The organism is Streptomyces pinistramenti (assembly GCF_020564935.1).
In the GTDB taxonomy this organism is placed as follows: Bacteria; Actinomycetota; Actinomycetes; order Streptomycetales; family Streptomycetaceae; genus Streptomyces; species Streptomyces pinistramenti.
This window is the reverse complement of record NZ_JAJCXB010000015.1, coordinates 80,141-103,500: the sequence shown is the minus strand read 5'-3', so window position 1 is coordinate 103,500 and position 23,360 is coordinate 80,141. Positions and strand designations below refer to the sequence as shown.

General features: G+C 73.7%; 17 protein-coding genes. 3 read left to right on the top strand and 14 right to left on the bottom strand.

From position 1 onward, the window contains the following. Positions 1-378: 378 nt before the first annotated feature. From LIU39_RS13550 to LIU39_RS13520, 7 genes are all read right to left on the bottom strand, one after another. Positions 379-2,487: a putative bifunctional diguanylate cyclase/phosphodiesterase gene (locus tag LIU39_RS13550; protein ID WP_227046927.1), complete on the bottom strand. Its 2,109-nt coding sequence runs from the start codon at positions 2,485-2,487 to the stop codon at positions 379-381. 156 nt (positions 2,488-2,643) lie between these two features. Next, on the bottom strand, positions 2,644-4,860 hold the full coding sequence (ligA, locus tag LIU39_RS13545) for an NAD-dependent DNA ligase LigA (RefSeq protein WP_227046926.1): 2,217 nt from the start codon (positions 4,858-4,860) through the stop codon (positions 2,644-2,646). 31 nt (positions 4,861-4,891) lie between these two features. After that, on the bottom strand, positions 4,892-5,845 hold the full coding sequence (locus LIU39_RS13540; protein WP_264482740.1) for a methionine synthase: 954 nt from the start codon (positions 5,843-5,845) through the stop codon (positions 4,892-4,894). Positions 5,846-6,018: 173 nt separating this feature from the next. Next, complete coding sequence (locus tag LIU39_RS13535) at positions 6,019-7,479, bottom strand: MFS transporter (protein ID WP_227046924.1); 1,461 nt, start codon at positions 7,477-7,479, stop codon at positions 6,019-6,021. 178 nt (positions 7,480-7,657) lie between these two features. Further along, entirely contained in the window at positions 7,658-8,101 is a 444-nt protein-coding gene (locus LIU39_RS13530; RefSeq protein ID WP_227046923.1) for a MarR family winged helix-turn-helix transcriptional regulator, read from the bottom strand. A gap of 74 nt (positions 8,102-8,175) precedes the next feature. Beyond that, the gene (locus tag LIU39_RS13525; protein WP_227046922.1) at positions 8,176-8,865 is read right to left on the bottom strand and encodes an SDR family oxidoreductase; all 690 of its coding nucleotides are present in this window, start codon (positions 8,863-8,865) and stop codon (positions 8,176-8,178) included. Positions 8,866-8,951: 86 nt separating this feature from the next. After that, positions 8,952-9,494 carry an LOG family protein gene (locus LIU39_RS13520; RefSeq protein ID WP_227046921.1) on the bottom strand — a complete coding sequence of 181 codons (543 nt, stop codon included), beginning with the start codon at positions 9,492-9,494 and terminating at the stop codon, positions 8,952-8,954. A 407-nt stretch (positions 9,495-9,901) separates the two neighbouring features. Between LIU39_RS13520 and LIU39_RS13515 the strand changes: the two genes are divergently transcribed. Further along, positions 9,902-10,561, top strand: coding sequence for a hypothetical protein (locus tag LIU39_RS13515; RefSeq protein WP_227046920.1), 660 nt, complete (start codon positions 9,902-9,904; stop codon positions 10,559-10,561). Between the two features lie 112 nt (positions 10,562-10,673). On the opposite strand, the gene gdhA is transcribed toward LIU39_RS13515, so the two are convergent. The 3 genes from gdhA to mnmA form a co-directional block, all read right to left on the bottom strand. Continuing rightward, positions 10,674-12,050 carry an NADP-specific glutamate dehydrogenase gene (gdhA, locus tag LIU39_RS13510; protein ID WP_227046919.1) on the bottom strand — a complete coding sequence of 459 codons (1,377 nt, stop codon included), beginning with the start codon at positions 12,048-12,050 and terminating at the stop codon, positions 10,674-10,676. A gap of 147 nt (positions 12,051-12,197) precedes the next feature. Further along, positions 12,198-12,926, bottom strand: coding sequence for a VC0807 family protein (locus LIU39_RS13505; protein ID WP_227046918.1), 729 nt, complete (start codon positions 12,924-12,926; stop codon positions 12,198-12,200). A 169-nt stretch (positions 12,927-13,095) separates the two neighbouring features. Next, on the bottom strand, positions 13,096-14,223 hold the full coding sequence (mnmA, locus tag LIU39_RS13500; protein ID WP_227046917.1) for a tRNA 2-thiouridine(34) synthase MnmA: 1,128 nt from the start codon (positions 14,221-14,223) through the stop codon (positions 13,096-13,098). Positions 14,224-14,276: 53 nt separating this feature from the next. Between mnmA and LIU39_RS13495 the strand changes: the two genes are divergently transcribed. Continuing rightward, positions 14,277-14,963: an N-acetylmuramoyl-L-alanine amidase gene (locus tag LIU39_RS13495; protein WP_227046916.1), complete on the top strand. Its 687-nt coding sequence runs from the start codon at positions 14,277-14,279 to the stop codon at positions 14,961-14,963. Here the strand turns inward: LIU39_RS13495 and LIU39_RS13490 are convergent. Together LIU39_RS13490 and LIU39_RS13485 are read right to left on the bottom strand one after the other, a co-directional pair. Beyond that, positions 14,953-15,729 carry a GIDE domain-containing protein gene (locus tag LIU39_RS13490; RefSeq protein WP_227046915.1) on the bottom strand — a complete coding sequence of 259 codons (777 nt, stop codon included), beginning with the start codon at positions 15,727-15,729 and terminating at the stop codon, positions 14,953-14,955. The two genes, LIU39_RS13495 and LIU39_RS13490, sit on opposite strands and share 11 nt — an antisense overlap. Before the next feature lie 73 nt (positions 15,730-15,802). After that, positions 15,803-16,972 (bottom strand): cysteine desulfurase family protein, encoded by a 1,170-nt coding sequence (locus LIU39_RS13485; protein WP_227046914.1) that lies wholly within the window; start codon positions 16,970-16,972, stop codon positions 15,803-15,805. 166 nt (positions 16,973-17,138) lie between these two features. Between LIU39_RS13485 and LIU39_RS13480 the strand changes: the two genes are divergently transcribed. Next, positions 17,139-17,975 (top strand): alpha/beta fold hydrolase, encoded by an 837-nt coding sequence (locus LIU39_RS13480; protein ID WP_227046913.1) that lies wholly within the window; start codon positions 17,139-17,141, stop codon positions 17,973-17,975. A 13-nt stretch (positions 17,976-17,988) separates the two neighbouring features. Here LIU39_RS13480 and LIU39_RS34905 read toward each other — a convergent pair whose 3' ends face one another. Both LIU39_RS34905 and LIU39_RS13465 read right to left on the bottom strand, forming a co-directional pair. Continuing rightward, on the bottom strand, positions 17,989-22,308 hold the full coding sequence (locus LIU39_RS34905; protein WP_264482718.1) for an SAV_2336 N-terminal domain-related protein: 4,320 nt from the start codon (positions 22,306-22,308) through the stop codon (positions 17,989-17,991). After that, the gene (locus LIU39_RS13465; RefSeq protein WP_227046911.1) at positions 22,305-23,321 is read right to left on the bottom strand and encodes an AAA family ATPase; all 1,017 of its coding nucleotides are present in this window, start codon (positions 23,319-23,321) and stop codon (positions 22,305-22,307) included. Before LIU39_RS13465 ends, LIU39_RS34905 begins: the two co-directional genes overlap by 4 nt. Positions 23,322-23,360 lie beyond the last annotated feature (39 nt).

Sequence of the window (23,360 nt, the reverse complement as noted above, 5' to 3'; positions counted from 1 at the left end):
GAGTCCTACGTGAGTTGTACGGCCCAATCCTATGGCGTACGCGGAAGGAATCGCGCAGGGCTTTCCCAGGGGGCTCCGGAGGCCCGGCGGAAGACACCGGAGCCGCCTTACGGGGCCCGGATCCGCCGGGGGCTTCACGGGCCCGTCAGGAGGTACCGGCGTGCGGGGGCTCCTTGCCGACGTCGCCGGTGCCGGGGTGGCCGGGGCGTTCGTCACCGGCCGCCGGGGTATCGGCTTCGGGCCGCGGCTGCGTGCCGTCGGACGCCTCTGTGGAGTGGGGCGGGGCCTCGGGGGCGCCCGGTGGCGGGGGTACGCCGGGCGGCAGCTGGGGCCGGGGAGTGCGATCGGAGCGGGGACACGGGACGGCCGGAGGCCGGGTCAGTTCAGGACCTGTCCCGAAGGGCGTTCGGCAGCCTTCTCCGCCGCGAGGGCGGCCGTCTCCGATTCGCGGTGCCAGCCGTGCTCCCCGCGGGCGCGGAGCCAGGCGGTGGTCTCGTCCGGCGGCATCGCGGCCGCCACCAGCCAGCCCTGGACGGCGTCACAGCCGAGGTCGCGCAGCCGCTCCCAGGTCTCGTCGTCCTCGACTCCCTCGGCGACCACCAGCAGGCCGAGGGAGTGGGCCAGGTCGATGGTGCAGCGGACGATCTCGGCGTCTTCGTTGTCGACCGCGAGGCGTGCCACGAAGGACCGGTCGATCTTCAGCTCGCTGACCGGCAGCCGACGCAGGTGGACCAGGGAGGAGTAGCCGGTGCCGAAGTCGTCGAGGGACATCTTCACGCCGTGGCCGGTCAGTCCGGCGAGGGTGTCGGCGGCCCGCTGCGGGTCCTCCAGCAGGACGTGTTCGGTTATCTCCAGTTGGAGGGATCCTGGTGGGACGCGGTGCCGGGCCAGGCGGGCGGCGACGGCGCCGGCGAAGCCCGGGGAGTGGACGTCGCGCGGTGAGACGTTCACCGCGACCGGCACTTCCAGACCCATGGCCCGCCAGCGTGCCACCTGGGCGAGCGCGGTCTCCAGGACGTACTCGGTCAGGCGGGGCATCAGGCCGGAGGACTCGGCGATGGCGATGAACTCGTCCGGTGGCACTCTCCCGCGGTCCGGATGCACCCAGCGGACCAGTGCCTCCAGGCCCGCGACGTGGCCGTCGAAGCCGACCTTGGGCTGGTAGTGCAGTTCGACGTCGCCCGCGTCCAGGGCGCGGCGCAGATCGCCCAACAGGCCGAGCCGGTCGGGGGTGTTGCCGTCCCGCTTGGCTTCGTAGACCTCGACGCCGCTGCGGTCCCGCTTGGCCTGGTACATGGCGACGTCGGCCCGGCGCAGCAGTCCCTCGGCGTCCAGTGCGTGGTCCGGGAAGACGGCGACCCCCGCGCTCGCTTCGAGCACGAGGGTCAGGCCGTCGAGGTCGAGGGGTGACCCCAGGGCGGCGACGAGGTTGCGGGCCACCCGTTGGGCGCTGGTGAGCGAGTCGGCGGTGGGCAGCAGCACGGCGAACTCGTCCCCGCCGAGCCGGGCGGCCTCCGCGCCCCGGGGCAGGGCGTGCCGGAGGCGGTCGGCGATCTGCAACAGCAGGCGGTCGCCCGCGAGATGGCCCAGGGTGTCGTTCACCGACCGGAAGCGGTCGAGGTCGATGAGGACCAGCGCCGAGCGGGCGCCGATGCGTTCCGCCTCGTCCAGCGCGGACCAGGTGCGCTCCAGGAGCCACTGGCGGTTGGGGAGTCCGGTCAGCGGGTCGCGCAGCTGCTCCTCGGCGCGGGCGCGGGCGATCCACAGGGTGGAGTCCAGGGCGATGAGCGGCACCGCGAACATCGGCAGCAGCAGCGGCGCGTGGACGGCGGTGACCGCGATCAGCGGGGCGATGCCCACCAGCGCGACGCCGACCAGCACCTGACGGGTCATGGCGGTGCGGGTGATGGTGGGCAGGCCGCCGTTGCGCGGGAGCACCGAACACCACAACAGGGCGCGGGTGACGAGGAGATACCCGGCGGCCGCCGCGAGCACCTCGGGGAGCACCGTGAGGTCCCAGATCTCCGGATGCCAGGGGTGGCGGACGGTGGGCACCGTGCCGAGCGCGGCGAGGCAGAGCGCGGCGGCGCCGATGCCCAGCAGGTCCACCGCGCCGTGCACCATCGCCTGCCGCCAGCGGTGCCGGCGGGCCGCGCCGACGAGGACGACGACGGCGAGGCTCACCAGGACCGCGGGCATCAGGCCGTAGAGGAGTACGACGGCCAGGGCGAGGGCGGCGCCGGAGCCCGTGCCGCCCCACCAGCGGTCCCTACCGAGGGCGACCAGGTGCCCGACGATGATGCCGGTGAGGACGGCCAGCGACCAGCCGGCGGTGCCCGCGGGGAAGAGTGCCTCGCCTCGGCTCAGGGTCCTGATCACCCCGGTGACGAGCGCGATACCCGCCACGACGACGAAGGCCGCGGGCAGCGCAGGCACGACAAGCCGGCGGAGCCGCGACGCCGGAGCGGCGCTGTCGGTCGGTTTCATTCCGATCCCTCTCACAGCCGGCTGTGCCCGCACCACGGCAGGCGCACTCCTCAACAGTAGGCCGCCGAGGGCCACCGCGGGCAGCGATCGGCCGCGGTTGCCCGAATGCGACCTGGCCACCCGGATCTCTCTGGTATGCGCTGAAGCGGTGACATCTCACTCTTCCTCAGGCGGCGTGACGGCTACCGCTCGTGCTGCGTCAGGACCCTGTTCCAGCAGCACCGCGAAGCCGTCGTCGTCCAGTACCGGCACCTTCAGCTGCATGGCCTTGTCGTACTTGGAGCCGGGGTTGTCCCCGACCACCACGAATCCGGTCTTCTTGGAAACGGAACCGGTCACCTTCGCCCCGAGACTCTGAAGGGCCTCTTTCGCGCCATCTCTGGTGTGTGACTGAAGTGTGCCCGTTACGACGACGGTGACGCCTTCCAGCGGCCTCGGGCCTTCTTCACCCGACTGTTCCTCTTCCATCCGGACTCCGGCGGCCCGCCATTTCTCGATGATCTGCTGGTGCCATTCGTCGGCGAACCACTGCTTGACCGAGGCGGCGATGGTGGCGGCGACGCCGTCCACGGCGGCGAGTTCTTCCTCGCTCGCCTCCCGGATGCGGTCGATCGACCGGAATTCGCGGGCGAGTGCCTCGGCGGCCACCGGGCCGACGTGACGGATCGACAGTCCGGTGATGATCCGGGCCAGCGGGCGTTCCTTGGCGGCCTGGATGTTCTCCAGCATGGCGAGGGCGTTCTTCTTCGGCTCGCCCTTCTGGTTGGCGAAGAAGGTGACGACTTTCTCTTCGCCGGTCTCCGGGTCGCGCTTGGGCAGACCGGAATCCGGGTCCAGGACATAGGACTTGATGGGCAGCAGCTGCTCGATGGAGAGGCCGAAGAGGTCGCCCTCGTCCTTGACCGGCGGCTCGGCCGGCTCCAGCGGCTGGCTGAGCGCGGTGGCGGCGACATAGCCGAAGTTCTCGATGTCGAGGCATTTGCGGCCGGCGAGGTAGAAAAGCCGCTCGCGGATCTGGGCGGGGCAGGAGCGGGCGTTGGGGCACCGCAGGTCGATGTCGCCTTCCTTGGCGGGCTGTAGCGCCGTCCCGCACTCGGGGCAGTCGGCCGGCATCACGAACTCCCGCTCGCTGCCGTCCCTCAGATCGACGACCGGGCCGAGGATCTCGGGAATGACGTCGCCCGCCTTGCGGATCACGACGGTGTCACCGATGAAGACGCCCTTGGCCTTGACCACGTCCTGGTTGTGCAGCGTCGCGAACTCGACCTCGGAACCGGCCACGGTGACCGGCTGCACGACCGCGTACGGCGTGACCCGGCCCGTGCGGCCGACGCCGACGCGGATGTCGACCAGCTTGGTGTTGACCTCTTCGGGCGGGTACTTCCAGGCGATGGCCCAGCGCGGCGCCCGCGAGGTCGAGCCCAGCCGTCCCTGGAGCGGGATCTCGTCGAGCTTGACGACGACGCCGTCGATCTCGTGCTCGACGGCTGTGCGGCGGGTCTCGGCGTCGCCGTAGTGGGCGATGAACCCGCGTACGGCTTCCAGGGAGTCGACGACCTGGTTGTGCTGCGCGGTGGGCAGGCCCCAGTCCCGCAGCAGGTCGTAGGCGTGCGACTGGCAGTCGATGTCGAAGCCCTCGCGGGCGCCGATGCCGTGCACCACCATGTGGAGCGGGCGGGTCGCGGTGACCTTGGGGTCCTTCTGGCGGAGCGAACCCGCGGCGGCGTTGCGCGGGTTGGCGAACGGGGGCTTGCCGTCGGCGACCAGGCGGGCGTTCAGCTCCAGGAACTTCTCCATCGGGAAGTACACCTCCCCGCGGACCTCGACCAGCTCCGGGATCCGCTCGCCGGTGAGGCGGTGCGGGATCTCGGCGATGGTGCGGACGTTGGGGGTGATGTCCTCGCCGGTGCGGCCGTCGCCGCGGGTGGCGGCGCGGGTGAGCCGGCCCTGCTCGTAGGTGAGGTTGACGGCGAGGCCGTCCACCTTCAGCTCGCACAGGAAGTGGTAGCCGGCTTCCTTCGGTGCGCCGCCCAGCTCCCCGGCGAGCCGCTCGGCCCAGGCCGCCAACTCCTCGTTGTCGAAGGCGTTGTCGAGCGAGAGCATCCGCTCGCGGTGCTCGACCTCGGTGAACTCCGTGGCGTACGCCCCCGCGACCTTCTGGGTCGGCGAATCCGGGGTGCGCAGCTCCGGATACTCGTTCTCCAGTGCCTCCAGGGAGCGGAGCAGCTTGTCGAACTCCGCGTCGCTGACGACCGGAGCGTCCTTCACGTAGTAGCGGAAGCGATGCTCCTCGATCTGCTCAGCGAGCTGCGCGTGCTTCTCCCGCGCCGCCGTGGGCACATCGGATGCCGCTGCGTGCTGTTCGCCAGCCACCGTCTTGTCCTCCCGTGGTCCTTGAGTGCGGTCACTCAGGGTTGTCTGCGAGCGATGTCGCCGCCCGGACACAGTGCGCAAGCACGGAGCGGGCATAAGCGGGCGAAGCGCCCGCCAGCCCGCACGACGGGGTGACGACCACGGACTCGGTGAGAGTCCCCGGAGTCAGCCCCAGCCTGCGCCACAGCGTCCTGACACCCATGACGCTACCGGCAGGGTCTGACAATCGGCCGTCCACGCCCGGCACCACACCGGCGAACAGGGCCGTACCCCCTTCCACGGCCTCGCCGATCGCCTCCTCCTCACGCTCGGTGAGCAGCGAGAAATCGAACGAGACGCCCGCGACGCCGGCCCTGCGCAGCAGCCCGAACGGCACTTCGGGCGCGCACGAATGCACGACGACGGGCCCCTGCGCCGCCCCCACGAGGTCCCGCAGTGCGCCCTCGACGACGACCCGGTCCACGGCCCGGTGGGTGCGGTAGCCGCTGGCGGACTTCACCCGGCCCTGGAGCACCGAGGTGAGCGACGGCTCGTCGAGCTGGAGCACGACCTGTGCGCCCGGCACCCGCCGTCGTACGTCCGCGAGATGGCCGCGCAGCCCCTCCGCCAGGGAAGCCACAAGGTCACGGCAGGCACCGGGGTCGCTGACAGCGGCCTCGCCGTTGCGCAGCTCCAGGGCGCTCGCCAGGGTCCACGGCCCGACCGCGGAGACCTTCAGCGGCCCTTCGTATCCCTGGGTGAACTCCTCCAGGGCGTCGAGGTCTTCGCCGAGCCAGGCGCGGGCGCGCCGGGTGTCGCGTCCGGGCCGGTCACTGATCCGCCAGCCGCTGGGCTCCACGTGGGCGTAGAGCTCGACGAGCATGCCGAGGGTCCGCCCGATCATGTCGGCGCCGGGGCCGCGGGCCGGCAGCTCCGGCAGGTGGGGGAAGGTCTCCAGGGAACCGGTCACGGTCTTCGCGGCCTCCCGCGCATCACCACCGGGCATCGACCCGACCCCGGTCGCCGCCCCGGCACCCCAGGGACGCCCGCCGTCGTCCCCGCCGCCCGTGCCCTGCCCGTCGTACGTGCTGTTCTCGCTCACTCCGGAAGGGTATGCGGCGGGGCGGGCCCCGGTGCCCGTCGGCCCGCCCGTCGGCGCCCCGGGCGCCCCCGCGTCCCTCAGACGCCCGCGCGCCGGCCCGCGCCCGTCCGTACCCCCAGCCACCCGACGACCGCCGCGACGGCCAGGGCGAGTGCGGTCAGGGCGAAGGCGTACGTGGCGCCCCGGTAGCCGCCGCCGGCCGCGATGAGCACGGCGCCCATTCCGGCGATCCCGACCAGCGAGCCGACCTGCCGGTTGGCGTTGAGGGTCGCGCTGCCGATGTCGGCGTGCTCACGGCCGGTCGCCTCCATCAGCACGCCGGTCATCGCGGGCGAGGCGATGCCGCTGCCGAAGTTGGTGAGCGCGAGGATCAACGCCAGTGCCCAGTACGGAAGTTCCGGCGCGAGCACCAGGTGGAGCAGGGCATACCCGGCGGCCGAGAAGGCCAGCGAGGCGGTCAGTGCGGTGCGGTTGCCGACCCGCAGTCCGATCCGGGCGTAGAGCATGTTGCCGAACGGGATGACCAGGACGGCGGGCAGCATCTGGAGGCCCGCGGTGACGGGGCCCGCGCCGCGTGCGGTCTGGAGGAAGAGGCCGAGGACGAACAGCACGCCGTAGAAGGCGAAGTTGAAGAGGAATCCGACGGCGTTGGCGGCCGAGAAGCGGCTGTCGGCGAAGAGCGCGACCGGCAGGACCGGGGTGCGGGCGGTCCGTTCGCGGACGACGAATCCGGCGGCGGCGAGGGCGGCCACCGCGAAGGCGCCCAGGACCTCGGGCGCTGCCCAGCCCTTGGCGGGCCCCTCGATGAGGCCGAAGCTCAGCGAGGCCAGGGCCAGCAGCCCCAGCAGGTGCCCGGCGCCGCCGAGCGCCGAGCGGCGGCCGGGGACGGGCGCCACGATCCGCCGGGTGAGCAGCAGCGCCAGGATCCCGATGGGCAGGTTGACGAGGAAGATGCTGCGCCAGCCGAGCGTGCCCACCAGGAAGCCGCCGATCGACGGGGCGAGCCCGACGGACGTCGAGACGATCGCCGACCAGACGCCGAGCACCTTCGCGCGGCGGGCCGGTTCCGGGAAGGCGTGCATCAGCAGGGACAGCGAGCTGGGCATGAACAGGGCGGCGCCCAGGCCCTGGAGGAAGCGGGCCGCCACCAGGACACCGCCGTCCGGCGCGGCGGCGCCCAGGAGCGAGGCGGCGGTGAAGACCGCGAGGCCCGTGAGGTAGATGCGGCGGGCACCGAACCGCTTGGCCAGCGATCCGGCGAGCAGCAGCAGCGAGGCGAAGGCGAGGACGTAGCCGTCGACGACCCAGGTGAGTCCCGACATGGTCAGGCCGAGCCGGGCCCGCAGGTCGTTCGACGCGACGTTCATGATGCCGGTGTCCAGGCTCGCCATCACGAACCCGAGCGCCAGGACGAGGAGTTGGGCCCCGCCGCCGCCAGGCCGCGAGGGCGGGGCCGGCTGCCCGCCGTCCGCTGCCGCGCTGGTGGCGCCCGTCGTTCCGCTCGGCGCAGGGCGCGGCCCCGCCGTCTCAGTGATCATGCTTTTAGTTAAAGCTGTAGCTATCCACTCCGGCAATAGTTACAGCTATAACTTTACCTGACGTATACGGAACCGCCCCGGAACCACATGCCCGAAAACGCGAACGAGGCCCCAGGGGCGCTCCCCTGAGACCTCGCTCCCGTACGGCGCACCCGCACGGGACGCCGCTTCGCGCAGGTCAGCCGTCGCCGCGGTCCAGCGCCCGCAGCAGCTGGTCGCGCAGCGCCGCACGCTCGTCGTGCGACAGGTGGTCGAGCGGCGAGGCTTTGCCCATCCGCCGCAGCAGATCCAGCCGCAGCTCCCGGCCCGCCTCCGTCAGCACCAGCTGCTTGGCCCGCCCGTCCAGCGGATGCGGCTGCCGTACGACCATGCCCTGTTTCTCCAGTTTGGAGATGACATAGGTGACATTCGGCGGCTCGCAGCACAGCACTCCGGCCAGCTCCCGCGCCGTTCTGGGCTCGCCCAGCTCCTCCAGCGCCTTCGCCTGGGTGGGAGTCAGGTCCAGTTCGGCGATCCGGCTGCGCTGATGGGCGTCCATCCGGCGGCTCAGTTCGGTGACGAGCCCCCGGATCTCCCGGAACCCGCACCCCGCCGCTGCGGTCGACTTCGCTTCAGTGGTCACTCGTGCAGCGTACGTCCGCGGCACCGGGAACCGGAGGGGCCGCCGCCGGAAAACGTCCGCCGGAGCCGGGCGGCTCAGCGTCCCGGCCGCACCGAGAGGTCGTTGATCTCCGCGTCCCGCGGCAGGTCGATGGCGGTGAGGATGGCCGTGGCGACCGACTCCGGGTCGATCCAGCGGGACGGGTCGTACTCCTTGCCCTCCTGCTGGTGCGTGCTCGCCTGCATCGGCGTGGCCGTACGCCCCGGGTAGACCGAGGTGACCCGCACGCCGTTCTCGTGCTCCTCGCCACGCAGCGAGTCGGCCAGCGCCTTGAGTCCGTGCTTGCTCGCCGCGTACGCGCCCCACTGGGGGTTCGCGTGCAGCCCGGCACCGGAGTTGACGAAGACGACGTGCCCCTTGGCGACGCGCACCAGCGGCAGCAGCAGCCGGGTCAGCTCGGCGGGCGAGACGAGGTTGGCGTTGAGCTGCCGCTGCCACGCCTTGGCGCCCAGGTCACCGATGGCGCCCAGCTCTATGACGCCGGCGATGTGCTGGAGCGAGTCGATGCGCTCCGGGAGCGGCTGCTTGCCGAACGCCCAGGACAGCTTCTCGGGGGTGGCGAGGTCGCCGACGAGCGTGCGGGCACCCGGGTACTGCTCGGCCAGCTCCTTGGCCCGGCCGGCGTCCCGGGCCAGCAGCCACAGCTCCTCCCCGCGCTCCAGCAGCCGCCGCGCGACCGCCGCTCCGATGCCCGAACCTGCGCCCGTGATCAAGTGCGTTCCCATGCCACCGATCCTAACGAGCAGGCCGGCGGCGCGCAGACGGGCGCGGTCCGGCCGGCGGCCCGGGAGGCGCGCCCGGCGAAGGGCCGTCAGCCCTGGACACCCACCTGCTCCTCCAGGTACGCGAGCGTCCCGACGCCGTCCTCCGCGAAGAACACCAGATCCGTGAGCGGAACCGGCAGGAAGCCCTCCGCCTCCATGCGCTGGAACTGCTCCTTCAACCCGTCATAGAAACCGGCGGTGTTGAGCAGGACGACCGGCTTGGTGTGCATCCCGTGCTTGCGCAGCTCCAGGATCTCGGTGGCCTCGTCCAGCGTGCCCGTGCCGCCGACCATGATGACGACGGCGTCGGCGCGCTCCAGCAGCTGCGCCTTCCGCTCGGCGAGGTCCTTGGTGACGATCATCTCGTCCGCGCCCGCCCGCGCCTTGTCCGCCAGGAACTCCACGGAGACGCCGATCAGCCGTCCGCCGGCGCCCTGCACCCCGTCGGCCATGACCTTCATCAGGCCGGTGTCCGAACCGCCCCACACCAGGGAATGGCCGCCCTTGCCGATCAGCTCGGCGAACTGCCGGGCGGGGGTGACGTACCGGTCGTCGAGGTCGGCGGCGGAGCAGAAGACGCAGATGTTCATGTGCGCCAGCTTACGAGCCGGGTCTCTCGCGCCCCCGGTCGGATGCGTTTTCCCTGCCGCGCCGCACGTCGGTGCGCCCCCGTGTGCGCCTGCCCAGGGGCATCCCTGCGCAGCGACGGTGGGCCTACGGCCGCTGCGGACGGCCACGCGGGACGACCGTCCCGCTCGGACCGACCGCAGGGACCACCCGGGCTGACCGTACGGAGGGCCGGGGGAACGTACGGATGCCCGGGGGGGGGAACCGTACGGACCGCCGGGGGGAGCGTGCGGCTGCCCGGGACGACGCCCGTGCGGGCCTCCGGGGGGATGGTCCGCACGGGCGCGCCGTCCGGGGTGCGGGCGCCGGGGCCGGTCGTCCCGGGGAGAGCGGGATGCGGTGGGGCGGCAGATCTGCGCGAGGAGGCAGCGTGATTCACGTCAGCGAGACGCTGATGGTGCAGACCGTCGAGGACTTCCTCACCTCCGAGCAGATCTCCCGGCTCATCAAGATCATGGACAGCGAGGCGGCCGACTGGCGCCCGGTCCTCCAGACCGATGCGGTGCCCGCGCCCGGTGCGGCACAGCAGATCCTGGCCGAAGCGACCTATCGCGCGCTGCCCGCGATCCGGCGGGGCACGCCGTCGATCGCCGGGGCGACGCCCTGGAGCTACACCGAACTCACCGCAGGCCAGAGTGTTCCCACCCGCCTCGACGGCATCACCAGCCCCCGGACCCCGCCGCGCCGCATCGGGCGGATCGGCGTCGTGATCGCCGCCGCCGAGGCCGGCGGGCGGTTCTACATCGAGACGACGTCCGATCCCGCGCCCTGGACCGGCGCCGTGCTGGGCGAGGCCGACGGCTATCTGCCCGGCACCCCGGTGAGCCGCAGCCTGCCGCCCACTCCGTACCCGCACGCGTCGCAGCCCACCTGGCTCGCCGGGCCCCGCACGAGCCGGTGGTTCACCGACGCCGGCGCCGGGGTGGCCGTCGCCCACGGCGCCCAGGTCATCCACGGCGTCACCCCGGTGATCCGCGGACGGCTCCGGACATTCGTCACCGACCTCGTCGACACCCCACCGGCCGACTGACCGCGGGCGCCACACCGGCCGTCGCGCCGCCCGCCGTACGGGCCCGCGGCCGGCGGTCCGTACGACGGGCGGGCCGGTGCCCGCGAGCCCGGTCTGATCCGAACGAGCGGCCCTAGATCAGCCCCTGCGCCAGCATCGCGTCCGCGACCCGCTCGAAGCCGGCGATGTTCGCGCCCGCGACGTAGTCGCCCGGCAGCCCGAACCGCTCGGCCGTCTCGTAGCAGGTGTGGTGGATGCCCTGCATGATCGCCGCGAGTTCGGCCTCCGCGCGCTCGAAGGTCCACGACTCGCGCGCGGAGTTCTGCCGCATCTCCAGGGCGCTGGTGGCGACGCCGCCGGCGTTGGCGGCCTTGCCGGGGCCGAAGGCCACGCCGGCCTCCTTGAGGAGGGCCACCGCCTCCGGGGTGGTCGGCATGTTCGCCCCCTCGGACACCGCCTTGACGCCGTTGCGGATCAGGATCCGGGCGGCGTCCGCGCCGAGTTCGTTCTGCGTGGCCGACGGCAGCGCCACCTCGCAGGCGACGTCCCACACCCGCCCGCCCTCGACGTACCGGGCCGACGGGCCGCGCCGTGCCACGTACTCGGAGATCCGCCCGCGCTCGATCTCCTTGATCTGCTGGAGCAGCGGCAGGTCGATACCCTTCTCGTCGACGACGTAGCCGCCGGAGTCCGAGCAGGTCAGGACGTGGGCGCCGAGCGCCTGGGCCTTCTCGATCGTGTAGATCGCGACATTGCCCGAGCCGGAGACCACGACCCGCTGGCCATCCAGTTCCTCGCCGCGCTTCTTGAGCATCTCCTCGGTGAAGAGGACGTTGCCGTAGCCGGTGGCCTCGGTGCGGACCTTGGAGCCGCCCCATTCGAGGCCCTTGCCGGTCAGCATCCCGCCTTCCCAGCGGTTGGTGACCCGGCGGTACTGGCCGAAGAGGTAGCCGATCTCCCGGCCGCCGACGCCGATGTCACCGGCCGGCACGTCGGTGTGCTCGCCCAGGTGCCGGTACAGCTCGGTCATGAACGACTGGCAGAACCGCATCACTTCGGCGTCCGACCTGCCGTGCGGGTCGAAGTCGCTGCCGCCCTTGCCGCCGCCGATATTGAGGCCGGTGAGGGAATTCTTGAAGATCTGCTCGAAGCCGAGGAACTTCACGATCCCCAGATTCACGGACGAATGGAATCGCAGTCCGCCCTTGTACGGGCCGAGCGCGCTGTTGAATTCCACCCGGAAGCCCCGGTTGACGCGGATCGCCCCGGAATCATCCTGCCAGGGCACCCGGAACATGATCTGCCGCTCCGGCTCGCAGATCCGCTCCAGGATTTTTGCCTCGGCGAACTCCGGACGGGCCGCCAGCACAGGGGCCAGCGTCTCCAGCACCTCCAGGGCGGCCTGGTGGAATTCCGGCTCACCGGGATTCCGCCGGACCAGCTCCGCGTGCAGGGATGCCGGCCCGGCCGAATGAACCCCGGGCTTGACCTCAGACTGAACAGTCGACATATCTTCCGATCCCTTTCGTGGCCGACGAAAAGCCTTCTGCGGTTCGGTTCCTGGCACATTCTCGCCGCAGCGGCCCTCTGACGTCCCGTCGCGTCACCGACCCTAATTGCCGGTACCGCGTCTTCGGCCTCGGGGGTCAGGAAAAGCTCAGGCCGCGACACCGGCGGACGGTCCCGCCACTTCCGCCGCGGCGTCCCGGGCCGCCGCTTCCGCCGCCAGCTCGGCCTGGACCATCTTCTCCATCGGCTCCGCGCAGCTCCCCCCGGCCACGACCATCGCCACCAGGATGGCCACCACCGCGATCACCGTGCCCAGCCAGACCATCGTGTCCACCGGCAGCGTGTACGCGCCGACCACTCGGGCCACGCACTCGGCCAGCAGCACGCTCCCCCAGATCGCGGAGAACCGTCGCTCGGCCCTGCGGAACGGCGCGGACCGTGCGCTCAGCCGCTCCCAGGCCGCGGTGCCCGCCGCGGTCCCCTTCGTCACCCAGGGCTTGAGCCCGGCCGTCATCAGCGGCCTGCCGTACCGCACCGAGACCAGGACCGCGATCCCGACGACGCTGCTCACGCCGCTGTCCTTGGCGAGCATCAGCCGGGGGTCGCCGGTCATCGTGCTCAGCGCCAGGCCGGCGGCGTTGACGAGCAGTATCAGCAGCGCCAGGCCGTTGACCCGGCGGCTGCTCGCGAGTCCCCAGACCGTCCGCAGCGCCGGCACCACGCTGCTCCAGGCGAGCGCGGCCACCGTGCCGAGCCCGAAGCCGCCGCTGAGCACGTAGTACGAGGCCAGCGGAATCCCGGCGTCCACGATCAGCGGAAGGAAGCTCTGCACCAGCGGATTGCTGCGTTCGGCGGTGACGGGCCGGTCCTGCCCCATGGCGTACTCCCCCGGGTTCGGGCGCTGAACTGCGCGGTGCCGCCGCTCGGTTGCGGCGTGCCCTCAGCCTCGCCCGGCACCCCGGTCCGCCGACAGTCCCGTCTGTACTGCCTTGGCCATGACATTTGTCAGGGCGAGCGGTGGAGTACCTGCGCACGGAGAGTGCGGGTCAGGCTCCCGCGTGCGCCCTGCGCTCGGTCGTGGCGATGGTCGCCGAGCCGACGACGCGGGTGCCGTCGTAGAGGACGATGGCCTGTCCCGGGGCCACGCCGCGGACCGGTTCGGTGAAGGTCACCTGGAGCGTGGCGCCGTCGACCACCTCCGCCGTCACTTCCGTCTCACCGCCGTGGGCGCGGAGCTGGGCGGTGTAGACGGTGGGGCCGGCGGTCGGCGGGCGGCCGCACCAGCGGGGGCGGATGGCGGTGAGGGCGGTGACGTCGAGGGAGGCGGCGGGGCCGACGGTGACGGTGTTGTCGACCGGGGAGATGTCCAGGACGTAGCGGGGCTTGCCGTCGGCCGCCGGGGTGCCGATGCGCAGGCCCTTGCGCTGGCCGATGGTGAAACCGTAGGCGCCGTCGTGGCTGCCGAGGCGGTTGCCCGACTCGTCGACGATGTCGCCCTCGGCGGTGCCCAGGCGCTGGGCGAGGAAGCCCTGGGTGTCGCCGTCGGCGATGAAGCAGATGTCGTGACTGTCCGGCTTCTTGGCGACGAACAGGCCGCGGCGGGCGGCCTCTTCACGGATCTCGGCCTTGGTGGTGAGGGTGTCGCCGAGCGGGAACATCGCGTGCGCCAGCTGCCGGTCGTCCAGGACGCCGAGGACGTACGACTGGTCCTTGGCCATGTCGGACGCGCGGTGCAGCTCGCGGCTGCCGTCCTCCCGGAGGACGACGGTGGCGTAGTGGCCGGTGCACACCGCGTCGAAGCCGAGGGCGAGTGCCTTGTCGAGCAGCGCGGCGAACTTGATCTTTTCGTTGCAGCGCAGGCACGGGTTCGGGGTGCGGCCGGCTTCGTACTCGGCGATGAAGTCGTCGACGACGTCCTCGCGGAAGCGCTCGGCGAGGTCCCAGACGTAGAACGGGATGCCGATGACGTCCGCGGCGCGGCGGGCGTCGTGCGAGTCCTCGATCGTGCAGCAGCCGCGGGCGCCGGTGCGGAACGACTTCGGGTTCTCGGAGAGCGCGAGGTGCACGCCGGTCACGTCATGGCCGGCCTCGGCGGCGCGGGCGGCGGCGACGGCGGAGTCGACACCGCCGGACATGGCGGCAAGGACACGGAGGCGGCGGGGAGCGTCAGTCATAACCACCCCAGGGTAGACGGAACCGCCGACAGGCCCGAAAGCGTTATCCACACGTGGGGAAGACGAATCGACCGAAGCCCGGCGTGAGCAGGCGGCGGGCGCTGTGGCTCGGAGGCGGCGGCCTGGTGGCCGCCGGGACCGGTGCCTTCGCGGCCCGCAGCGAGCTGCGGCGGTGGGCCGGGCTGCCGCCGGAAGCCGAGCCGCGGACACCGGGAGCCGTCGATCAGCGGGGTGCCCAGTGGGTGGCGGCGGATCCGGCGAACTGGCGGCGGGCCGAGCGCCCGGCCGACTACGCCATAGACCGGGTGGTGATCCATGTCGTCCAGGGCAGCTTCGCGTCGGCACTGAAGGTCTTCCAGGATCCGTGGCACGCCGCGGCGGCGCACTACGTCGTGCGCAAGGACGGCCATGTCGCGCAGCTGGTGCGGGAGCTGGACGTGGCGTTCCACGCCGGGAACCGCGCCTACAACGAACGCAGCATAGGCATCGAGCACGAGGGATTCGTCGACCGTCCGGAGTCCTTCACCCGCGCCATGTACGCCGCGTCGGCCCGCCTGACGGCCGGCATCTGCCGCCGCTACGGCTTCCCCGCGGACCGTGAGCACCTCATCGGGCACGTGGAGGTGCCGGGCGCCGACCACACCGATCCGGGGCCGTACTGGGACTGGGACCGCTATCTGCGGCTGGTCCGTGCCGAGCTGCGGCGCCCGCCGTCGCCGTCGCCGCACGTCAGCGGATGACGGCGAGGACCAGGAGGACGACTCCCGCGAGGCCGAGCACGCCGGTGCCTGCGCCGAGCAGCAGGGCCTTGCGCCGCTCGCCGCGCAGCAGCTCCTCCTCGGGCTTGACCGACATCACGAAGACGCCGCCTTCCGCGGGGGCGCCGACGGCCAGCCGGCCGCTGCCGTCGGCGGCCTCTCCGTGGACGAAGAAGCGGCTGCCGGGGCGGACGATCCACTCCTCGTGCCGGAAGCCGATCGTGCCGTCGCCACCGAGGTTCAGGCTCAGCGGGCCGATCTCCAGGCGGTTGCCGCCCGAGGTGTGCGGGTCGAAGCGGTCGACGACCTTCTCGGCGCCGACGACGGGGTGCTCTCCCGGGCGGATCACCATCTTGCCGGTGGCGTCCTCGACGAAGAACGCGGTGGACGTGGTGTGTTGGGAGACGACGTCGTTGCGGGTGCGGCGCCTGCGGTTGCCGTCGCTGTCCCGGTAGGTCTCCTCGTACTTGCGGGTGACCTTGTGCCGGTGCCAGACGCAGTCCAGCTCCGCGATCTGCGAGCGCAGCGCGCCGTCCTTGTGCGGGCGGGCCAGGCCCGCGACCTCACAGCGGTAGCGGAAGTGTCCCGCGCCCGCGGCTTCGGCGGCGGCCGCGTGCAGGGCCCGCAGGTCGTGCACCGGCAGCGTCTCGGTGCGTTCCATCACCCGGGCTCGGGTGCGGGACACCCGGTGGAGGAATCCGCAGAGGGCGGCCGCGGCCAGCGCGATCAGGCCGGGTATCCAGAACACAGCATCTTCCCGTTCGGTTCGGGTCCGGGGCGGGCCTGACGCGTCGCGGCCCGCCGGGTGCGCTCCCCCGGGCTCAGCTCAGGCCCGCGCTGCGCGCCCGTTCCACCACCGGTCCGATGGCGTCCGCCAGCGCCGCCACGTCCTCGGCCGTGGAGGTGTGCCCCAGGGAGAAGCGGAGCGTACCGCGGGCCAGTTCCGGGGCCATTCCGGCGGCCAGCAGGACGTGGCTCGGCTGGGCGACGCCGGCCGTGCAGGCGGATCCCGTGGAGCACTCGATGCCCTGGGCGTCCAGGAGGAGGAGCAGGGAGTCGCCCTCGCAGCCGGGGAAGGAGAAGTGAGCGTTGGCGGGGAGGCGTCCCGCCGGGTCGGGGTCGCCGCCCAGGACGGCGTCGGGGGCGGCGGCGCGGACGGCCTTGATCAGGTCGTCGCGGAGCGCGCCGATGTCCCGGGCGAAGTCCGCGCGGTGGGCGGTGGCGTGCCGTCCGGCGGCGGCGAAGGCGGCGATGGCGGGGGTGTCGAGGGTGCCGGAGCGCACCTGCCGCTCCTGGCCGCCGCCGTGCAGCACCGGGACAGGCGCCCACTCGCGGCCGAGCAGCAGCGCGCCGATGCCGTACGGGCCGCCGATCTTGTGTCCGGAGACCGTCATCGCGGCGAGGCCCGACGCGGCGAAGCCGACCTCGACCTGGCCGACCGCCTGCACCGCGTCGGCGTGCAGGGGGATCTCGAACTCGCGGGCCACGCGGGCGAGTTCGTGGACCGGCTGGAGAGTGCCGATCTCGTTGTTGGCCCACATGACGGTGGCCAGGGCGACGTCGGCGGGGTTGCGGGCGATGGCCTCGCGCAGCGCGTCGGCGTGCACCCGGCCCAGCGCGTCGACCGGCAGCCATTCGACATCGGCGCCTTCGTGCTCGGCGAGCCACTGAACGGCGTCCAGCACGGCGTGGTGCTCGACGGGGCTGGCGAGGACGCGGGTACGGGCCGGGTCGGCGTCCCTGCGGGACCAGAACAGGCCCTTGACCGCGAGGTTGTCGGCCTCGGTGCCGCCGGCCGTGAAGACGACCTCGCTGGGGCGGGCACCGAGGGAGGCGGCGAGCGATTCACGCGCCTCCTCGACGGCACGCCGGGCCCGCCGGCCGGCGGCATGCAGGGAGGACGCGTTGCCGGTGACGGTCAGCTGGGCGGTCATCGCCTGCACCGCTTCCGGGAGCATCGGAGTGGTGGCGGCGTGGTCGAGGTAAACCATGGTGCGACGATTCTACGAGCAGCCGCCGCGGGCCCCGGGGGCGCATGTCCGGCGCGCGGTGGCGCCCCGCGCCGCGGCCCGCCTGCCACCCTCCCCTCCCCGGACGCCGGGCCGGTCGCGGCACACCCCTGGACACCCCACGTAAGGAGTCACTAGCCTGACGCTCATGACACAGTGGCGACTCGACCGCACCTTCACCGGCTCGGCAGGAGAGGTCCGCTGGGCCGCTCTCGGCGAAGCCGGGGCGGGCGCTTCGCCCGTCGTCCTGCTGCACGGCACGCCGTTCTCCTCGTACGTCTGGCGCGCCGTGGCCCGCGCGCTCGCCCGGCGGCACCAGGTCTTCGTCTGGGACATGCCGGGCTACGGCAGCTCCGAGATGCGGGACGGCGCGGACGTCTCGCTCGCCGCGCAGGCCGTGACCCTCACCGAGCTGCTGGCGCACTGGGACCTCCCCGAACCCGCCGTCGTGGCCCACGACTTCGGCGGCTGCGTGGCGCTGCGGGCCCACCTCCTGTACGGCGCCCGCTATGCGCGGCTGGCCCTCGTCGACCCGGTCGCGCTGGCGCCCTGGGGTTCGCCCACGTACCGGCTGCTGGGCGCGCACCCGGAGGTCTTCGGCAAACTGCCGCCGGAGCTGCACCGCGCCCTGGTCCGCGAGTACGTCGCGTCGGCGAGCCGTCCCGGGCTGCACCCCGAGGTGCTCGACCGGCTCGTCGCACCGTGGTGCACGGCGGCCGGGCAGCCCGCCTTCTACCGGCAGATCGCCCAGAACGACCAGCGGATGACGGACGAGATCGAGGGCAGGTACGGCGAGATCACGCTGCCGACGCTGATCTGCTGGGGCACCGACGACACCTGGATCCCGGCCGCCAAGGGCCGCGAACTGGCCGCCCGCATCCCCGGCGCCCGGCTGCGCCCGATCGAGGGCGCCGGGCATCTCGTCCAGGAGGACGCCCCGGCCGAACTGACGGCGGAGCTGGTGGAGTTCCTGGGGGCGGAGTGAGAGGCGGCGCCCGCTACCGCCCGAGGCGCCTGGCCACGTCCCGGGCGGCGGCCGTCAGCCCGGCATCCGCCGCCTCGGACTCCGCGAGCTGCGCCGCCACCGCCCGCAGGCGCTCCTCTTCGGAGCCGGCCGCCTCGTCCGGGCGGCCGGTGCGGGCGAACGCGGCCAGCCGGGCGGCCAGCCCGGTCTCCGCCGCGGCCAGGGTGGTGAGGTGCCGGGCCTCCGCGGCGGACGCCGCCCGGCCCGCGGTGTGCAGCCGCAGCCGGTCGCGCAGCACCCGGACGGCGGCGGTCAGATCGCGCAGCGCGGTGCCGGCCCGCGCCCACTCCGACGTGCGGGAGGTGCCCGCGGGCGATCCGGGCCGGTCGCGCAGCAGGGCGCGGATCTCGTCGGCCTCCGCCGCCGCGTCGAACTCCTCGTAGACGGCGAGCGCGTCCCGCCAGTGGGCCTCCGCGCTCTGCTGGTGCCCCAGGGCGCTCTCGGCCCGTCCCAGCACGGCCAGCGCGTCGGCCCGCCAGCGTTCGCCACCGGGCATCATCAGCCGCGCGGCCGCGTCCTGTGCGGCGGTCAGCGCGTCGTGCGGCCGGATCACCGAGATCATCGCCTGCGCCATCCGGCTGCGGGTCCTGGCGGCCCAGAGGTCCTGCCCGTCGGCCTCGAACAGCGGCAGCGCCTCGGAGATGCGGCGCAGCGCCCCGCCGTTCCTGCCGTCCGCCGCCAGCGCCTCGGCCAGCGCGTACAGGCCGTGCGCGCGCCGCGGGGTGCGGCCGACGCGCTGGTAGGCGCCGACGCTCCACTCGGCGTAGAGGATGGCGTCGCCGCCCGCGCCGCCGGCCGCCCAGACCCGCGCGAGCGCGGCCAGCACGGCGGCCTCGCCGAGAGTGTCACGGCGGGCGCGACAGCCTTCCCACACGGGGGTCAACTGCCGCTCGGCGTCGTCGAACCGCCCTTGGTGCAGCGCGATGAGGCCGTGGGCGAGCGGTGCGCGGAAGCCGGTGACGGGATCGTCGGCGGCCCGCCCGGCCCGGTCCGCGCGCCGCACCTCCGCCTCCGCATCGGCGAACCTGCCCCGCGCGGCGTGCGCCTCGGCGAGTGCCAGCCGGGCCCGGCCTTCCGCCCGCCGCTCGCCCTCCAGGGCCGCGCGGTCGGCGACGATGCGCGCGGCGGGCTCGAACTCCGCGCCGTACACGCTGGATTCGGCCGCGGGCTGGGCCACCAGCAGCAGGTCGGCGGCCCGCCGCAGGGTCACGTGCGCGCGCACCCCGGAAGCACTCCCTCCGGACGCCGCACCCGTGGCCGCCTCCGCCGCCACCTGCCGGACCAGGGCCAGCACCTGCGGCATCTCGTCCGCCCACCCGGCCGGCGTCTCGGGCCGCTCACCTGCGGGCGGCCCGCTCTCCCGTCCGCCCCCGGTGAGTGCGTCCGTCAACCGGTCGCCCGGATAACGGCGTTGATGGATCCGCCGCCCCTTGGCGAGGTAGCAGGCCAACAGCCTGGCCAGCGCGGCGTCCCGCCCGGACGCCGGCAGCTCGCGCCGCGCGAGGTCACGGGCGAGCCCGCGCAACAGCCCGGGGTAGCGGTAGCGGCCCGACCCGGACTCCGTCAGGAGCCCGGCCGCCACCAGCTCGGCCACGACCGGCGCAAGCCGCGCCGCCGGTACGTCCAGCAGTGCGGCCGCCGCGTCCCGGGAGATCGCCTCGCCGTCCGGGACGGCAAGCATCCGGAAGGCGTGCCGCGCGGCCGGGCCCGTGAGGAGGCCGTCGGCCCAGGCGGCGGCGGAGCCGGTGGCCTCAGCGGCCCCGGGGCCCATGGGGAAGAGGGGGCCGGGCCGCTCGCCCGGCCACTGGGCGAGCGGCCGCCCGGACGCCGTGAGCTGCGCGGCGGCGGTGCGCAGGGCCGCCGGGAGGCCGGCCGTCGCGGTCACCACGGCGTCCGCGGCCGCCGGTTCCGCCGCCACCCGCTCCGCGCCGATCAGCGCGCCGAGCAACTCCCGCGCCGCGTCCGGGCGCAGGCCGGTCAGCAGCAGCGCGTCCGGGGCCTGGCGCGGGGACGGGCGGCGGGCGGCGACGCACAGGACGGCGCTGCCGGGGCCGGCGGGCAGCAGCTCGGGGGGCGGGGCGCCGCCGGATGCCGGGGGCACTTCGTCGATGACGAGGAGCAGCCTGCGGCCTTCGGTCAGGGACCGGTAGCGGGCGGCGAGGGGGCCGACGGCTGTGGGCAGGCCGTCGGCCGGTTCGCCGAGCTGTACCAGCAGTTCGGCCAGGGCCGCGGCCACCGCCTCGTCGGCTGCCGCCCCGCCCTGTCCCGCAGCCCGCGCGAGCGACACGAACAGCCGGCCGTCCGGGAAGTGCCCGGCCGCCTGCTGCGCCACCCGCCGGGCGAGCGCCGACTTGCCGACGCCCGGAGGCCCGTACAGGAACCGGCGGCGCGGCCGCTGGGAACCACCGTCGCCGCCCTCCGTCAGCCCTGACACCAGCCGGGCGGCTTCCGCGTCCCGGCCCACGAAGGGCTCGTCGGCCGGGAGTTCACCGTCGGCCGGGGAGACCGGCCCGTCGGGCGCGGGCGGCGTCGCGGGCAGGCCGGACGCGGCCGGCGGCGCGGCCGGTGTCCCCGCCCCGGCCGGTGTCCCGCCCATCCGTTCCAGTACCGGGCTCGCCAGCACCGCGAACGCCCGCGCCGACTCCTTCAGCCGCAGCTCCCCCGCCGCGTCCCCCATCAGCACGGGAAAGTCCGGCAGCCGCCCCATGTACGGCTCCAGGGACCTGCCGACCGCCTCGACGACCTCCACGGCCGCCTCCGTCCCGAGGCCGCTGGAGAGCAGGTCCCGTACGCCGGGCCGGAAGTCGTACACCGGCTGGTCGGACCTGCCGCCCGCCGGGCCGGGGCGCAGGGCGCGGCCGAGGGTCCGGGCGGCGGTGGTCTCCCGGCCTGACCCGATGGGTTCCAGCAGGCCGCCCAGGAGTATCTCGGCGACATGGGTGGGCCCGGCGTCGCGCATCGTGGCCGCGCGGACCAGCTGCATCAGCGGCGTGGTCAGCGGCCGGATCGCGGAGAGCCGCACGGCCAGGCGGTACGCCTCGGGCGAGAACGCGCCCCGGAAGTACGCGACCAGTTCCTCCGCGCTGCCCTGCGGCAGGCGGCGCGGGCTCACCGGCGTCCCGTCCAGCAGCGCCGTGTCGAGCAGATGCGGGACGCCGGGGCGGGTGAGCAGGCCCGCCCACTGGCGCAGCGCGGCGGCCGTCGGGTGCAGCACCGGCAGCGCGAGCGCGCCGTCCGCCTCCGGGTCGCGCTCGCCGCTGAGCGGGTCGCGGACGGACAGCCTGCGGGCCGGGGCGAACGCGCCGGGCGCAACGAGCATCCGGGGCACGGCCTCCAGCGCGGTGCCCCGCCACAGCCTGCGGGGCAGCGGGTTGAGGACGGCCAGCGGGCCCGCACGGCCCCACTCCTCCAGCGCCGCGACGGCCCGCGGGTCGCGCCACCCGTCGCTCGTGCCGTCGGTCAGCAGGAACGTCAGAGGGGCGCCCGGCTGCTGCCCGCGCCGCGGCCCCGCCGGATTCCGCGGGTCGATGCCGTGGACGTGTACGGCGCGGAAGATGCCGCTGCGGGCGAACAGTGCGCGCAGTTCGGCGGGCAGGGTGTCCCACACCTGGAGCGACGGGGACGCGTCCACCAGCAGCACCGCCGTCCAGCGCCGCTCCTGCTCCGGGCGGCTGACCACGTCCAGGAAGCCGGTCTCCGCGGTCAGCCGGACGGTGGCCTCGATGTCGGTGACGGTGCGCCGGGGATGGTCCTGGGTACGGTGCAGCGGCCGCAGCTCCCGCCCCAGCCGCTGGGCGTGCGGCAGCGCCCGGCGCCCCGGCACCCGCGCGGTCCTGGCCCGCCCCCCGCCCGGCCCGCCCCCCTGACTCCCCATGCCGTAGAGGGCACGGCGGGGCGGGACGGCCGGGGCATCGGCTGCGGGAGGGGCCGGAGAGTTCGGGGAGTCCGACGGGGCCGGAAGGCCTGATGGGGCCGACGGGCTCGGCGAGACATCAGAGCCCGGAGCATCGGGAGCATCCGAAGAGACCGATGAGTCCGGCGAGTTCGGCAGGCTCGGTACGTCCGCCGCCTCGCACGGGTCCGGCGAGACCGACGGGTCCGACGAGTCCGCCCCGACCTCGACCGCGGCCAAGGCCGAAGCCCCGCCCGCACCGCCGTCTCCGCTCCCGTCTCCGTCCCCGGCCCCTTCCGGCAACGCCCCCATGGCCCGTGCCAGCCACAGCACGTCGAGGAGTTCGGACGCTCCCAGGTCGTATCCGGCGCCGCCCAGCGCCTCCCGCAGCCTGCCGATCATGGCGACAGCGGCTCGTCGAGGCGGTGCAGTACGGCGGAGAGGAGTTCGTCCTTGCTGAGGTCGGCGCCGCTGATCCGCAGGTGGACGGCGGCCAGCAGCTGATCGGTGGCGAGCGTCTGGGTCGCGGTGCGCTGCTCGAACGCCTCGATGAGGTCCTCCGCCTGTGCCAACGCCTCGGCCCCCAGGTGGTGTTCGACGATCTTCCGCAGACGGTGTCCGGACGGTTCGGGCAGGTCGAGCCGTACGCAGCGGCGCAGGAAGGCGGGCGGGAAGTCGCGTTCGCCGTTGCTCGTCATGACCACGATCGGGAAGTGGGTGCAGCGGACCACGCCGCGGTGGATGCGCACCCGCTCCCGGCTTCCGCTCAACAGGACCTGCACGTCCTGCTGGTGTTCGGGCAGCCGGGCAAGTTCCGGGATCTCGAACTCACCCTCCTCCAGGACGACCAGGAGGTCGTTGGGCAGGTCGATGTCGGCCTTGTCGAGTTCGTCGACGAGCAGCACCCGGGGCCGGCCGGCCGCCAGCGCGCTGCCCAGCGGACCGAGCCGCAGGTACTGGCCGATGTCGCCGGCCGGCGCGGCCCGCCGCTGTGCCGGCCTGCGCGGCACCCCGCGCAGCTCCTCGCGCTCGCGCCACAGCGAGGTCTCCCGCAGCCGGCCCACCGCGTCGTAGCGGTAGAGGGCGTCCTGGAGGGTGGAGCGGCTGTTGACCGACCAGCGCAGGACGCCGCCGAGCCCCAGTTCGTCGGCGACGGCGCGGGCCAGCGAGCTTTTGCCCGCGCCGGGGCGGCCGGTGACCAGCAGCGGGCGGTGCAGGTGCAGCGCGGCGTTGACGACGGAGATCTCGTGACTCTCCAGCAGGTACGGGTCCACCGTCTCCCTGCCGCCGGTCGCGGCGGGGAAGCGCCGCCAGGGCGGCGGGGCGGGCAGCGGCGACGGGCCGCGGAACACCCACCAGTCCTCGGGTCCTGCCGCCCTGTCGTCGGGTCCGCCTGCTGCGCTCTGTGCCGTCACCGCGTGCTCTCCTCCTGTTTCCGGTACGTCTCCCGTTTC

Bases quoted from the DNA above. Each gene is read 5' to 3' on its own strand.
- LIU39_RS13550 (WP_227046927.1), bottom strand. From the start codon at position 2,487: ATGAAACCGACCGACAGCGCCGCTCCGGCGTCGCGGCTCCGCCGGCTT.
- LIU39_RS13540 (WP_264482740.1), bottom strand. From the start codon at position 5,845: ATGCCCGGTGGTGATGCGCGGGAGGCCGCGAAGACCGTGACCGGTTCC.
- LIU39_RS13535 (WP_227046924.1), bottom strand. From the start codon at position 7,479: ATGATCACTGAGACGGCGGGGCCGCGCCCTGCGCCGAGCGGAACGACG.
- LIU39_RS13525 (WP_227046922.1), bottom strand. From the start codon at position 8,865: ATGGGAACGCACTTGATCACGGGCGCAGGTTCGGGCATCGGAGCGGCG.
- LIU39_RS13520 (WP_227046921.1), bottom strand. From the start codon at position 9,494: ATGAACATCTGCGTCTTCTGCTCCGCCGCCGACCTCGACGACCGGTAC.
- gdhA (WP_227046919.1), bottom strand. From the start codon at position 12,050: ATGTCGACTGTTCAGTCTGAGGTCAAGCCCGGGGTTCATTCGGCCGGG.
- LIU39_RS13505 (WP_227046918.1), bottom strand. From the start codon at position 12,926: ATGGGGCAGGACCGGCCCGTCACCGCCGAACGCAGCAATCCGCTGGTG.
- mnmA (WP_227046917.1), bottom strand. From the start codon at position 14,223: ATGACTGACGCTCCCCGCCGCCTCCGTGTCCTTGCCGCCATGTCCGGC.
- LIU39_RS13485 (WP_227046914.1), bottom strand. From the start codon at position 16,972: ATGGTTTACCTCGACCACGCCGCCACCACTCCGATGCTCCCGGAAGCG.
- LIU39_RS13480 (WP_227046913.1), top strand. From the start codon at position 17,139: ATGACACAGTGGCGACTCGACCGCACCTTCACCGGCTCGGCAGGAGAG.
- LIU39_RS34905 (WP_264482718.1), bottom strand. From the start codon at position 22,308: ATGATCGGCAGGCTGCGGGAGGCGCTGGGCGGCGCCGGATACGACCTG.